General features: G+C 70.0%; 8 protein-coding genes. 2 read left to right on the top strand and 6 right to left on the bottom strand.

Going from position 1 to position 13,222, the window contains the following annotated elements; translation table 11 throughout:
• Positions 1 to 214: 214 nt before the first annotated feature.
• The gene (locus OG293_RS34860) at positions 215 to 1,633 is read right to left on the bottom strand and encodes a cytochrome P450 (protein ID WP_406002735.1); all 1,419 of its coding nucleotides are present in this window, start codon (positions 1,631 to 1,633) and stop codon (positions 215 to 217) included.
• Positions 1,634 to 2,207: 574 nt separating this feature from the next.
• On the opposite strand from OG293_RS34860, the gene OG293_RS34855 reads away from it, so the two are divergent.
• The gene (locus OG293_RS34855) at positions 2,208 to 3,434 is read left to right on the top strand and encodes a branched-chain amino acid ABC transporter substrate-binding protein (protein WP_406002734.1); all 1,227 of its coding nucleotides are present in this window, start codon (positions 2,208 to 2,210) and stop codon (positions 3,432 to 3,434) included.
• A 186-nt stretch (positions 3,435 to 3,620) separates the two neighbouring features.
• Here the strand turns inward: OG293_RS34855 and OG293_RS34850 are convergent, their stop codons facing one another.
• Positions 3,621 to 4,859, bottom strand: coding sequence for an alpha/beta hydrolase family protein (locus OG293_RS34850; protein WP_406002733.1), 1,239 nt, complete (start codon positions 4,857 to 4,859; stop codon positions 3,621 to 3,623).
• Between the two features lie 352 nt (positions 4,860 to 5,211).
• On the opposite strand from OG293_RS34850, the gene OG293_RS34845 reads away from it, so the two are divergent.
• Positions 5,212 to 5,460, top strand: coding sequence for a hypothetical protein (locus OG293_RS34845; protein ID WP_406002732.1), 249 nt, complete (start codon positions 5,212 to 5,214; stop codon positions 5,458 to 5,460).
• Between the two features lie 121 nt (positions 5,461 to 5,581).
• Here OG293_RS34845 and OG293_RS34840 read toward each other — a convergent pair whose 3' ends face one another.
• From OG293_RS34840 to OG293_RS34825, 4 genes are all read right to left on the bottom strand, one after another.
• Positions 5,582 to 6,184 carry a hypothetical protein gene (locus OG293_RS34840; protein WP_406002731.1) on the bottom strand — a complete coding sequence of 201 codons (603 nt, stop codon included), beginning with the start codon at positions 6,182 to 6,184 and terminating at the stop codon, positions 5,582 to 5,584.
• Positions 6,185 to 6,194: 10 nt separating this feature from the next.
• Complete coding sequence (locus tag OG293_RS34835) at positions 6,195 to 7,763, bottom strand: hypothetical protein (RefSeq protein ID WP_406002730.1); 1,569 nt, start codon at positions 7,761 to 7,763, stop codon at positions 6,195 to 6,197.
• A 368-nt stretch (positions 7,764 to 8,131) separates the two neighbouring features.
• Positions 8,132 to 9,916, bottom strand: coding sequence for a helix-turn-helix domain-containing protein (locus OG293_RS34830; protein WP_406002729.1), 1,785 nt, complete (start codon positions 9,914 to 9,916; stop codon positions 8,132 to 8,134).
• Positions 9,917 to 10,101: 185 nt separating this feature from the next.
• Positions 10,102 to 12,876, bottom strand: coding sequence for an alpha/beta hydrolase family protein (locus tag OG293_RS34825; protein WP_406003809.1), 2,775 nt, complete (start codon positions 12,874 to 12,876; stop codon positions 10,102 to 10,104).
• Between the last annotated feature and the right edge of the window lie 346 nt (positions 12,877 to 13,222).

The raw sequence follows: 13,222 nt of genomic DNA, 5'->3' as shown, positions 1-13,222 counted from the left end.
GCTGGGTCGGAGCAGGCGCACAGGTCCGCGGCATGAAAGGCCGCCCTGTGCAACGTGAGTCAGTCAGTCGCAGCAGAGCGGCCTTCGCGGTTCCCGTTCCTCCGGCAGGGCCGTGCCCCAGGCCGGTCAGGACCCCAGGCTGTCAGGACCCAGGTCGGTCAGGACCCTCGGTCATCCGCCGATGTCCCGTGCGGAAAAGGCAGTTGGCGGAGCCTCAGCGCCCCAGCAGCTTCCTCCACCACGGTCGGCGCCGCGACGCGGCCTCCGCTGCCACCGGGGCAGCTGAACTGGCCGCGGGCGCCGGCAGCGGCTGTGACACCGGAAGGGGACTCTCCCCCGTGGTCTGCCCGGAGCCGCGCCGGGGCGGGAACTTCACCGGCAGGGATGCCGGCCGCTGGGTCAACCAGGCGGCGTCAATGGTGAGTTCATGTTCCGGGACGGCAAGCTCCAGCCCGGGAAGGAGGCCCATCAGGGTGTCGATGCCCGTGTCGGCGATCGCCCGGCCGATGTCGGCGCCGGGGCACTCGTGCGGGCCGCTGCTGAACGCCAGGTGCGAGCGGTTCCCGTGGACGGGGTCGGCAAGGTTGGGCCGCACCTCGGGGTCGACATTGCCCGGCGCGATGCCGAGCAGCAGCAGATCACCCTCCTTGATCTGCTGTCCGCCGAGCGTCGTGTCACCGGTCGCCCACCGGCCCGGGACGACAGCGATGGACGGGTTGTCCCACATGACCTGCTCCAGCGCGTCGGGCAGGGTCATCTGCCCGCCGGACAGGTTCCCACGGAAGCGACGGTCGGTGAGCATCAGGCGGAGCGTGTGGCTGATCAGGTTGACCGTGTTCTGGTGCGCGGCCACCAGGGTGAGCCGCAGATGCTCGACGATCTCCTCGTCGGTCAGATTCGACTCGTGGCTGATCAGCCGTGAGGTCAGATCTCTTCCGGGAGCCTCCTTCTTCCGCTTCAGCAGCTCGCGCAGTCTCTGCATGACGAGCTCATTGCTGGCGCCCGCGGTCTCCGAACCGCTCATGAGGTCGAGCGTCGGCTCGACCAGCTCCCGCACTCCGTTGCCGGCGGGCATCCCCAGGAGTCGGGTGACGACGAGCATCGGCAGCAGCTTCGCGTAGTCGCGTACCAGATCGGCTTCGCCCTTCGCGGCGAACGCGTCGACCAGCTCTTCGGTGTAGCGCTTCACAAAGCGCCGCACACCGTGCCGGTCGAACTGCGCCAGGCCGTCGACGATCGCGCCGCGCAGCCGGGCGTGCTCCTCTCCGTCGGCGAACACGCACAGCGGCTGCCAGCCGACCATGGGGATCAGCGGCGAGTCGGCCGAGATCTGGCCCTCGCGGAACGCGGTCCACCGCCGCGAGTCACGGGAGTACAGGGAAGGCGTCCGCATGGCTTCGAGGTTGGCCCGGTATCCGACCACCAGCCAGGCCGGAATGTCGCCGTGCAGCAGCACGGGTGCGACTGGTCCGTGTTGCTTGCGCAGCTCCTCGTACAGTGCCTGCGGATTGGCCTCCGCCTCGGGGCCGTAGAGCCGGCGTATCCCCTCGGGACTCATGCCGTGCGCCGGGCAGCCCGGCGGCGGCACCGCCGCGGAACCGTCGGGGCGAGCTTCTGGACTGGGGGTGGTCACGAGGCCTCCGAAGCCATGGGATGGAGCTGCCGCCGTCACGGAGGGGACTCTCCCCGGCAGGGCGCTCACGAACGTCGCTGCTGGCGCCGGACCGCGGGCCGCGAGTCTCGCTGCGGTCGTACAAGATCCTGAGCCGGACGCAGCATATCCCCGTTTCGGCGTCCCCCGACACGCCGTCAGGTCGAGGTACGGACGGTGAACTCATGTCTGGCGAGGCCGAGTTCCGTACGCTGCCGGGGCCCGCCGGGCGGCGGTCTGCGGTCTGGCTCCAAGAGGCGCTCCCGCTGCCCGCTTGCACCGGTCGAAGCCGTGCGCTTCCCCCGTCGTCGTCATGGTCTGTGCCACCGCACCGGGGTAGGGCGGCCGGATGCTCCCGCTGCCGGGCAAAGGTGGGCGCGGAGGCCGGTCGAGGTGATCGCCGCCGTGGTATCCGCGCCATAACAAGAACGTCACGGGAGGTCTCGGTTTCGTGCGTTTGCGTCGTTGGCACCTAGAGTCTCGCCCAGCTACCGCGCCGAGGCGATCGCTCTTCGCCTCGACGTGGCCAAGCGCCTCGAAGGGGAAAGGACCGATCGTGCGCAACCGTTCTCTCATAGCCGTCACCGCCACGCTCGCTGCCGGAGCACTGTCGCTCACGGCCTGCGGCTCTCGTGACAACAGCCAGGCAAAGGACGCCTCAGGCGGTGGCTCCACCGTCGTCACCATCGGTTTCGACGCGCCTTTGACCGGTGACCTCTCAGCCCTGGGCCTCGGCATGAAGAACTCGGTCGAACTCGCCGTAAAGCAGGCAAACGAGACAAAAGAAGTTCCGGGCGTCACGTTCAAGGTCAAGTCGCTCGACGACCAGGCGCAGCCCTCCTCCGGGCAGCAGAACGCCACCCAGCTCGTCGCCGACAAGAGCGTCCTCGGTGTCGTCGGCCCGCTGAACTCCTCCGTGGCCCAGTCCATGCAGAAGGTCTTCGACACCGCGCAGCTGGTCGAGGTGTCGGTCAACACCAACCCCTCCCTCACCCAGGGCGACGGATGGGACAAGGGCAAAAAGGCCCGGCCGTTCAAGTCCTACTTCCGCACCGCGACCACGGACGCCATTCAGGGGCCCTTCGCGGCGGACTACCTGTTCAACGAGGCAAAGAAGAAGAAGGTCTTCGTCGTCGACGACAAGAAGACCTACGGCGCAGGCCTGGCCGCGACCTTCTCCGCCCAGTTCACCAAGCTCGGTGGCACGGTCGTCGGCACCGAGCACGTCAACCCGGAGTCCAAGGACTTCGGCTCCGTGGCGACCAAGATCAAGGGCTCCGGCGCGGAAGTCGTCTACTACGGCGGCGAGTACCCCGTCGCCGGGCCGCTCAGCGCCCAGATCAAGAAGGCGGGCGCCGCCATTCCCCTGATCGGCGGCGACGGGATCTACAGCGACGAGTACGTCAAGCTCACCGGCAGCCGCGGCGAGGGCGACATGGCCACATCCGTCGGGGCTCCCGTGGAGAGCCTGGCCTCCGCGAAGAAGTTCATCGCGGACTACAAGGCGGCCGGGTACAAGGACGCGTACGGGGCATACGGCGGCTTCTCCTACGACTCCGCCTGGGCGATCATCCAGTCCGTGAAGGCCGTCGCCAAGGACGGAAAGCTTCCTTCGGACGCCCGCGCCCAGGTCACGGCGGCCATGCAGAAGGTCTCCTTCGACGGAGTGATGGGCAAGGTCTCGTTCGACGAGTACGGCGATGCCACCAACAAGCAGCTCACCGTGTACAAGGTGACGGGTGGAGCCTGGAAGGCCGGCAAGACGGGGACCTTCGAGGGCTGATCGCCGGCTCGCAGGGGTATCCGGCGACGGCCGGACACCCCTGCCGGAGGCCGTCGATCCACCGGCCGCGTTTCGCCGAGGCCGCGTTTCGAAGCCGCGCGTGGAGTACGGAACCCGTACTCCACGCGCGGTCGTCTCTGCGCCGGCCAGGGCTGGCCCGACGCGCGGATGCCGCCGGAGATCCCGTCAGGAGAAGAAGCGCGCCTGCGGGAAGCGGCCCGACGGACCGTCCAGCAGCCCCTCGTCGTCCCGGCCGCGCAGCCAGCGGTCGAAGAAGGCGGCGAGGCAGGCCCGTTCGGCGGTGATGGCGTGCCTCGGCGCGATCGTGCCGATGTTCGCGACGACCGTCGCCCGCGACAGGCCGAGCCGTTGGGCGATCTGGGGGACGACGGCTTCCGCGTCGGTGTACGTCGCGTGTTCCGCGCCCCGCAGGGTCAGGCCCCGGTGCCAGCCGGGACTGTTCCGCCAGAGCGCACCCCAGGACGGGACTGTGCTCAGGTCGTTGCCGTCCTTGCCCATCAGGAGGAAGGGGCGGTCGAGGCCATGGGCGGCCACGGTGGAGAGATGGCCGGGAGTGCTGTCCTTCTGGACGTACGCGAGGGGGCCGTCGAGGTTGGCGGCTGCCGCGATCCGCGGGTCGTCGTGCATCGCCTGCAGGGCGGTGAAGCCGCCTGCCGACTGACCGAACATGCCGGTCCGGCCGAAGTCCATCACCCCACGCAGGTCCCCGCTCAGCGCCCTCGGCAGCTCGTCCAGTACGAAGTGGGTGTCTGCCACCCGTACGGCCAGCGTCTTCTCCAGCAGGGCAGTGACGCGGTCCTCGTCCGGGTACGCCTTCGCGTACTCCTCGGGCAGAACGGAGCGCTCCACGCGACCGCCGGGGAACTCGACGGCGGCGGCGTCGAACGTGTGGTCGACTGTCACCACGACATAGCCTCGGGAGGCCAGGTCGTCGCAGAGCGTGGTACCCAGGGAGCGCGGGTCGACGACGCCGGGTGAGTAGCAGACGACGGGGTACGGGCCGCCGTGCCGGTCGACCGGTGCGCCCTCGTGGGCGTGGGTGAGCGTGGCCGCCCAGTCGACGTGGCTGCTGGGCACGTCGGTGAGGTTGTTCAGGGCGGCGAATCCGGAGGCCTCGCCGGGGAGCATCTGCGGGGCGGCCCGATGGGCGCCGACGGCACGGGCCGGATAGCGGATACCGATCATGAGCTCGCGGTACGGCTGGGACGCGACCCAGGGATCGCGACGCGTCCCGTCGACGAGCCGCAGGGAGACCGTCCCCACAGGGTGCGGCCCGCTCGGCGCGGGAAGCCTCAGGCGTAGGAGCCCGGTCCCGCGCGGCTGCGCTGATGCGGCTCGTGCCGGGACGGCGGACAGGGCGACGGCGGCAGCGGCCGTCAGCATGACGGCGCGGCGGGACTGCATGAGTACTCCTCTGTTGTCTGCGGGTGTGCGGCCACTTCTCTGCGGGTGTGCGGCCACCGCTTCAGGGTTTCGGCTCGGCCCCGCCCTCACCATCCGGGAGGCCGGTCGATCATCAGGGGGGATGTCCCGACCACCCACGACCCGCTGCCCTTAGAGCCGGGAGGCACTCCTTGGCCCGCGGTCGCGCGGCGACCGATCGTGGCGATGGGCGGGGTGCGCGTCGAGCGGGCCGGGCGCCCAAGGGATGTCGGTTCGGGTGACGGCGCGGGGTGGCAGACAGGTGCGCCGCGGACTGACCTCGCTCACCCCCGGCTGCGCGACTGTGCATGCCGAAAGGCCGTGACCTGGCAGATTGTGGTCCACCTCAGAGAACGGTGGACGCACGCAGAGGTACGTCTCCCATGTCTGGGAGATCACGGGAATCGGCGAGGACGGCCGCCCCGCCTACAACGAGATCTTCGGCCCCGCCCACGAGTGGGGCGCCACGCGGGCCGTGCCGCGCACTCGGCCCTCCCCCGCCGCACTGCGCCGTCCGGAACGTGCCAGGTTCGACTCCCAGCTGCTGGAGTGGGCCGCCGCGTGGCGCCCGACACCTGGCTGACCGGCCGATCGGCGGGTGGGTGGCCGTCTCCGCGCAACGGCACGTGTGCGGCTGCGCGGAGACGACCGGCTTCAGGGTGCGCGAATGCGGCGAGCCGGAACAAGCCGCAACCGCGGAGAAATCAGCCCTCTCCGACCGGCTTGCGGTGGCGGGGCCTCGTGGCGCGCGGGACTTGGTGGTGCGTGCCTGATCGGGAGCGTGGATTCCGGGGGGCGCCCACGAAATCCCAGCCAGGATCCCGGCGCGTCGAGAGGGGACGCGCTGTGTCCGCACACCCTCGGGGAGCTCCCGCGACCACCGACGAACGACGGATCCCGAGCCGGTCGCGCTGCCATGTCTCCATGAGGATGCACCCGTTCACGAAGTTGATGTCGTATTCATCGGCCGCTAGGGCGAAGCCTTCGGTCTCGTCGGCACTCGCCCTGCCCAGCTGCAGCCACACCGCGCCGATGGGCAGATGAGGTAACAGGCGAGGAACCACGGCCCGCGACAACAGCCGCGCGTCGTCGAAGAGGGTGACGAGGAGATCGCAGTCGGCGAGAAGCCGGGGCCAGTGGGCGTCCACGCCCGTGGCCGGGTCTCCCACGAGTCGGACGGCCTCCCGCCCGGCGCCGTCGGCCGGGAGAAACCATGTTTCCGCGGCGACTTCGGCGGAGCACAGCTCGTCCGCGGTCGGCACGTCGGCGGACGTGGGCCCGAGTACGGCAGCACGGCGGAATGTCATTTCGACCACCTCAAGCATCCGAATATTGATTCTGACCAGGCATCACGGCATGAGAGGCGCGACATGTGCGCGCCGTCGCACGGGTGGAAGGGGAGAGATCGGGAATCCCCCGGCAGACCGTCAGGGCTGCGGTGATGTCCCGGATGCCGCTCAGACCGGTCAGGCACCGGCCTGTGAGGTCCTCCACCGTCCTCGGGTGGTTCCGCACGGTCACCTCCGAGGGATTCAGGTCACCGGCCACCGCTTTCACCCGCCCGTCATGGTCCAGCCAGGCCCACAGGGTGCGCCTCAGGTCGCGGCGGTCCGCACCGAGCGGTGCCAGGAGCGTTTCGGCCCACGTACGGATGCGGGGGCAGTCCAGCAGCTGCGCCAGCGAGGTCCCTGCCATCGGGCGAGGGTGGCTGCCTCCGAGCCGGTGGGGGCCGGCGTGGGACAGCACGAGCCGCTCGACATCGCGGGCGACCCCGGTCCCGGAACGACAGGTGGTCCGCAGCGGCTCCACGACGACGATGTGCCGTTCCCGGGCGGGGCAGCGGATGACCAGCGCCCGGTCGGCGACAACCGCTTCGTATCGGCTGACGGTTCGTGCCCGCTCGTCCGCGGAACCGCAGTCGATCACATAGACGCGTACCTCGCCGGTGGGCGGCAGGCCGGGGGCGAGCCCCTCCATGACCCTGCGCGCCGTGGCGGTCTCACCGCTCATCAGGAGCTGGTACGTCACGGCTCGCGCTTCGCGCGCGGACCGCGCCGCCATCTCGTAACCGCGGTGCACCTGGTCGACCAGTCCCCACAGCTTCGCGGCGTGCTGAATGAGCCAGGTGTCGGCGTTGTCGAAAGGCCTGTCCGCTTCCACTGCCAGGACCGCGGCAGCTGCGCCGGTCGGGGCGAGCGACACCTGCCGGGTGTGAATCGCGGAGCGTGCCGTCTCCGCCCGAACACGCGGTGCGGCGGAACCGGTGGTGGCCTCGACGAGGTGAGCTGGGGCGGGCTCGGTCTGCGTGGCGTCCGCGAGCGCTTCACGTCGTGGCGTGCCGACCCGTACCTGCGCCTCCAAGGCTGATGCGAGCCACTCGGTGATGCGCTGGGTGGCCGAGCGGTCGGCCGGCTGTGTCGGCAGGCGGTGGAGCAGTCCGGCCAGGTTCTCCACCTGGCGCTCGGCGTACTGCGCCCGGCATCGTGCGATGCCCTCGTTGAGGGTCTTCCAGGCTGCCCACTCGGCCGTCGTCGTGAGCAGCGGGACGCGCAGGCGCCGGGCAAGAGTGCGGGTCGCGGCGGAGAAGACATGCAGGCCGTGAACGGGCGCCGTGACCACCAGGCCGGACGCGCTGTACTCCGCGAGGGCGGTCAGCATGCGCTCGGTGGCGAGGGCCGCTCTGCCGGTGAGGGTTCCGGTGGTCAGCGCGAGGAGGACCAGGGTTCCGGAAGGCCGGGCGACGTCGAACCGGCCGCTGATCAGCTCCGGTTCGCTCACCCTGACCAGGGACGAGACCCTGGTGTCCGCGCCGGCCGGTGCCATGGCCTCGACGAACCGCAACTGCAGTTCCGTGCGCTGGTCGACCAGTTGCCCGAGCGTCGGCATGCCCCCTCCTCGCCTCGTCCGTGGGGCCTCCCGTGGCGTACGGAAGGGCGAGGCCTCCTGCGGGGCCCTGAGCATCAGCTCCTCACCGAGACGGGGCGGGCGCCGCGTGTCCCTTGTGCGGAAGGTGGCCCGCAGTGCTCGCAATTCGGCATCGCCTGCTGCCCTCCGTGACACCACCCCTGCGCAGCAGGGCAGTTGTGTTCGCTTGACGAGTTCTCATCATGGTCATTTCCCGGGGAAGCGCCAGCGACCGGAAACGTAATTTCCGGTTCCTTCCTCCTGCCGGGACGAATGCCATCGTCTGTCCCCAAATAGGGCCGGGATTCGCGGTGGCGACCTGCGTGTTCGCACCGAAGGAAACGATTCGCTCAGTCGGACGGCACGAAGGTGACGTGCGTCAGGCCCGTGCCCCGCTGGTATCCATGGTGTGCCTCGGTCACGAGTTGAACGTGGGTGAGCCGTCCGGTGCGCGGGTCCCGCAGAGGCCGGGGCATGTCATTGACGTGGATGTCTCCGTGCTCGCGAAGCCAGCGTGGCGCCAGCCGGTACGCCTCGCGCAGCGCCGGGCGGCCTGTGATCTCCAGCTCCATGCCGAGCAACTGCGGGTTCTCGGGGCTCCGGTGGAGGACGCCGGCGAAGTTGGCAAGGGCCGGCATGAGCCACGCGTCATGAAAGGCCTCGGCGTCACCGCCGCCCAGCATCTCGTGGGCATCCGGGTGAAAGAGCACAAAGCGCAGCCCGTTGCGGAGCGGAGAATCAGGTCCGCGTCCCGGAACGCTTCCGAACAGATCCCTGTAGGCGGTGTTCGACCTGATCACATCCCAACTGGCGTCATACACCTGAGAGGGATACGGAATTCCGTCGAGGACCTTCTGATACAGCTGCATGGCGGGTGTGTTCCGCATCTCGCTCGCGGTCTTGGCGGGCGGAAGACGGCCTGCCAGGCGGTACATGCGGGCGCTGTCCTCCTCGTCGATGCCGAGGACGCTCGCGAATCTGCCCAGCAGGTCGTCGCTCAGCTCAGTGGGTGCCACCATCCAGTAGCGATAGCTCCGGTCACTCTGCATTCCGACGGCTTTCACCAGTTCGGTCTGGCTGAAGCCGCGTGCCTTCCGCCACCCGTCGAGCAGCCTCCTCAACTGATCGTCCGCCTCCTCGCTCTCCGCGGCCTCCGCGGCCTCCGCGCCCTCGACGGCTGCGGCCGGCTGCGGTGCCCGCTCCCCGCGTGGAGCGGGGGGCTGCGGGGAGGCCGGACCCGGCGCGGGCTCACCCAGGGACTGGGCGCGGATCAGTCCGGTCATCGGGAACAGGCCGAGTTGGGCAGCTGCGGCACGGCCCGCGTCATCGGGGGGAGGGAATACGAAGGTTGCCACCTGGATCACCTGCGACTGCCATCCCGGGTGGGTGGTCGTGATGCAGTGGACGGGTGTCAGCCGCCCTGACCGGGGATCGAACATCGGGCGCGGGCTGGAGTTGAGGTGCATGTCGCCGGTCCTGGCGAGCCATCGCGGCGCGTTCCGATAGGCGCTTCGGACGTCCCGACGTGCGTCGATCTCCTTCTCGATGCTCCGCAATCGCGGGTCGTCGGGGCGCTGCCCGAGAACGGAGGTGAAGTTGGCCACGCACGGCATGAGCCAGGACTCGACGAACGCGTCACGGTCCCCGCCGAGGATTCTGTAGGCGTCCGGGTGGAAGAGGATGAACCGGGTCGTGTTGATGAGCGGGGAGTCGGTCGGGTGACGGCGGACGACACCGAAGAGGGCTCGATAGGGGGCGTTCGTCAGCACGACGTCCCAGGCGTAGCCGTAGACGACGCAGGGATGCTCGATGCCGTCGATCATTCGCTGATAGACGGCGAGTTCCGCGGTGGGCACTTCACTGGCCGGCGGGGCCGGGGGAAGTTTCCCGGTCAGCTGATACAGGTTGACCCGGTTGGGCTCGCTCAGTTCCAAGGCGTCGGCGAGTGCTTCGAGCTGCCCCGCGCTCAGATCGGAGAGGTTGGCCTTCCAGTTTCGGATCGTCCGGGCGCTCTTCAGACCAAGTTTTTTGGCCAGTTGCTCCTGCGTGAGTTTGAGCGCCTCTTGTGCCCCTTCCAGGATCTGCCTGCCCAGAGCATCGGCGTCGCGTCCGGTGCTTCCGCCCTCGTACGGCATGGCCTTTCTCTCCCCTTCCGTGGCACGGGATTCCCGGGCCGTGATCAGCGGGCTCCACTCAAGCACGTGTCATGATCGCGTCCCACTGGCCTTCCGTACGCGGTCGGCCTCTGGGACTTTGCCGGGACACCGGCCCCCTTCCGGGGACCGGTGTCCGTTACGTCCGACGGTCTCTCGTGTCCGCCCTACGACGCGTCCCGCACCGTGCCGGTCAGCACGGGGCTGAGCCGCGGCTCCCAGGACTCGTCGTAGGTGGTCAGCTGCGCGCGCAGCGACTCCTCCGGCTCGCTCACGGCGTCCCCGACGGTGGGAACGCTCACGTCGACGCTCAACTTGCCGGCGGATATCGTGACCGGCAGATACGGGCTTTCCACCAGCCGGGACAGCGGTCGGGCCGGATTCGGCGACGTGCCGAAGTTGTCCTCCAGCCATTTCCGTTGGACGTCCACGGTGGAGAGCTCCACGCCGTCGGCGACCGGCAAGAGTGTGAACTCCCCCAGGATGGCTGTGTCGGCGGCCTCGGACAGCGACACGCGCCAGGTCAGGGGCCGGCCCTCGGTGACATGGTCCGAGACCGGCGTCACCGTGACCTTGGGCATGGCGTCGTCGTTCTGGGCGGTCACCCCGCCGTGGTGAGAGCCGACCACCGCGCCGCGAATCGCCTTGACGAACACGTCGTGCGTGACGTCCTGCCCGAAGCGGTTGTTGCCGCGGACCGCGACCGGCACGTCGATGTCATGGCTTCCCGGGCGCACCGTCACCGTCCGGTGCGTGACCTTGTCCGTGCCCGGCTTGGCGACGAACAACCGGACCTGACCGCTGCCTCGCCCGGAAACCTGTACCGGAACGCGGTAGGTCCGCACCCCGGAGTCCCCTTCCTTGACCGTCAACCGACCGATGTCGACGCGCGGCAGCGCGGCGGGGCGTACCGCCGGTGTGCCGGGGCGCCAGCCCCAGGCGTCCATCAGCCACGCCCGCCCGGAGCGGTTGCGTGGTGTCAGTTCCACGGTCTTCACCCGCTTCAGGTCCACGCCTGCCCGGACCGCGGCGGTGAGCGGTACGCGGATCTCGCGGGCCCAGTACGACGTGGTTCGCTCGCTTCCCGGCAGTCCGTCGATACGCGCCCGGCCGAGGGTCGCGCGCCGGCCGGAGGTGTCGGCGAGCGCGATGTCGAGTTGGGTGCCGGTCGAGTTGGGCGGCACGATCACCCGCAGTGCCAGTGCCCCGGCGCCCGCCAGGGAGACCGGACCCGCCGGGCGCACCGAGACGACGGATCCTGCTTTCGACCATTTCATGGCGACCGCGTCGCGGCCCGGTTCGGGAGTCGTCTCCCAGTCGGCGAAGTGCGGTGACCTCCCCGCGTCGGCCGGCAGGCAGGCGCGGGCCGGGTTGGGGTCCACCTGTGCGCACAGCCGGCCGCCGGACACGGCGACCGAGGATCCCGGGAGGATGGCCGACGTCCGGTTCGCTCCGACGGCGTGTGTGAGCACCCGGGCGGGCCCCGCCGAGGGAGCGCGCCGGCCGGTGCCGTCGAGCAGCGGGCGCACCCGGTCGTCACCGGCAACGAACAGCCGGGCCGCCGCCGCGATGTACGTGGCGCCCGCGGCCTGTTGCTGTGTGGCGTTCAGACGGGTCTTCTTGCCCGGCGAGCACACCGGGTCCGGGCTCTCGACGGAGACGTCGTCATCGGCCGGGGCCTGCGCCTGCCCCGGAGTCCACTCGCTGTTGAAGAAGTTGTGGTTGGCGCCGACCATGAAGACCGCGCTGTTCAGGGCGGTGCCGCGGCTGATTCCGCGCGTCCCGTCGACGTAGATCTGTCCCTGCAGGTCGGTCACATCGCCGTCGCAGCCGGGCAGAATCGTCATGGAGGGCACGTCGGGGGCCGGGTTCTGTCCGAAGACGGTGGGGCCGATCAGGACGTTGCCGCGGATGTTCCAGCGCACCCGCCCCTTGTATCCGTCCTGATCGGCGGGCGGCCGGTAGAGGCTGTCGAGAGCGGCCCGGTTGACGCCCTCCCCGCCGCGGGAGTGGCCGACCAGCAGCACTCGGGACAGGTCTGCCTGCGAGGTCGCGCGCACGGCAGCCGGTGCGGAGGCCCGGTCCGCGGCCCAGTCCGCCCAGCGGGCGAGGTGCAGCCGTACCAGGGACGAGCGGGCCTGGGCGCCCCCGTCCTCCGCGAGGTGGTCCTGCCCGTTGATGCCGTTGGCAGCGATGGACAGGGTCACATACCCCTGGGAAGCGAGGAGCTTCTGGGCGCGCAGATAGCCCTGTTCACTCGGTACGGGCCGGTTGCCGGCGTTGCAGGGCCATTCACCGCCCACCTCTCCCTGGGCGTTGAAGCAGGTGGAGTGGCGGCCGTGCAGGAAGAGCGCCAACGGCCGCTTTCCCGGGGAGTCGGCCGGTCCCACGACCGTGGCGCGCATCTCCACCGGGGCGGGGAAGCCGGGCAGCAGTACCGGCTTCAGATCGTATGCGCCGCTGACGGTGCGGTACTTGCCCGGTGTCCCGGGGTCGACGGGGTTCACAGGAAGGGTTTCCTGCTGCGCGGGAACCAGGAGCTGCCGGGCGCGCGGGGTCCGGTCGGCCCCGGCTGCGTCGAGGCGACGGCCGCCGGCCAGCGCCCGCAGGTCGGCCGCCGACCCGATCGGAGCGCCGCCCACTGCCAGCCGGAACGAGCGCTTGTCGGGCGCGGCCAGCGGCCGTCCGAGCAGCCGGTTTCCTGTGTAGAACTCGACTCGTGCGTCGCCCATGGGCAGTGCCTTCGGCGAGGTCCAGACGAGTTGTTTTCCGGCTCCCGTACCCGTGACCTGCCAACCCGGTGGAAGGTGGCCGTCGCCCGTGTCGTTCAAGACGTGCGGCAGGGAGGGGGCGGAGGGCTGCGCGTGGGCCAGGCCCGGCGTCGCCGCTGCCGTAGCGAGAACCGCCACGGCTGCGGTCACCACGCGTCTGATACGTATCAAAATGGTCATCCTCATCATCGGTCCGCTCGGGACACCGCAGGGATCGCTGGTGTCTCCCCGTTTCCGCAGGACGACAACTGTTGGCCATGGGTTGCCTCGTGCTGCGTATTGGGCGGCAAGTCGGCGGCCAGGAACGCGAGTTGGCCGGGAACGGACCAGAGCGGCACGTCCGTTGACGCTTCATGGGCACTCCGCGACACGAGGCACCGTGGCCTGTCCGTAGCGCTGTGGGACACCGCGAGGCAGCTTCCGGAAGAGAGTCGAAATTCAGTCCGCGAGCAGGCGCGGCAGCCGGCGGACGCGGGCCTGGCTCGTCCGCGCGGGTTCCGCCCCTGACCGGCCCGAC

It is taken from the genome of Streptomyces sp. NBC_00829, from assembly GCF_045161795.1.
Lineage (GTDB): Bacteria > Actinomycetota > Actinomycetes > Streptomycetales > Streptomycetaceae > Streptomyces.
This window is presented reverse-complemented; position numbering and strand designations above follow the sequence as displayed.

What these genes read in the sequence shown, in the direction of transcription:
- OG293_RS34850 (WP_406002733.1), bottom strand. Translation starts at nt 4,859, where the DNA reads ATGCAGTCCCGCCGCGCCGTCATGCTGACGGCCGCTGCCGCCGTCGCC.
- OG293_RS34840 (WP_406002731.1), bottom strand. Translation starts at nt 6,184, where the DNA reads ATGACATTCCGCCGTGCTGCCGTACTCGGGCCCACGTCCGCCGACGTG.
- OG293_RS34835 (WP_406002730.1), bottom strand. Translation starts at nt 7,763, where the DNA reads ATGCCGACGCTCGGGCAACTGGTCGACCAGCGCACGGAACTGCAGTTG.
- OG293_RS34830 (WP_406002729.1), bottom strand. Translation starts at nt 9,916, where the DNA reads ATGCCGTACGAGGGCGGAAGCACCGGACGCGACGCCGATGCTCTGGGC.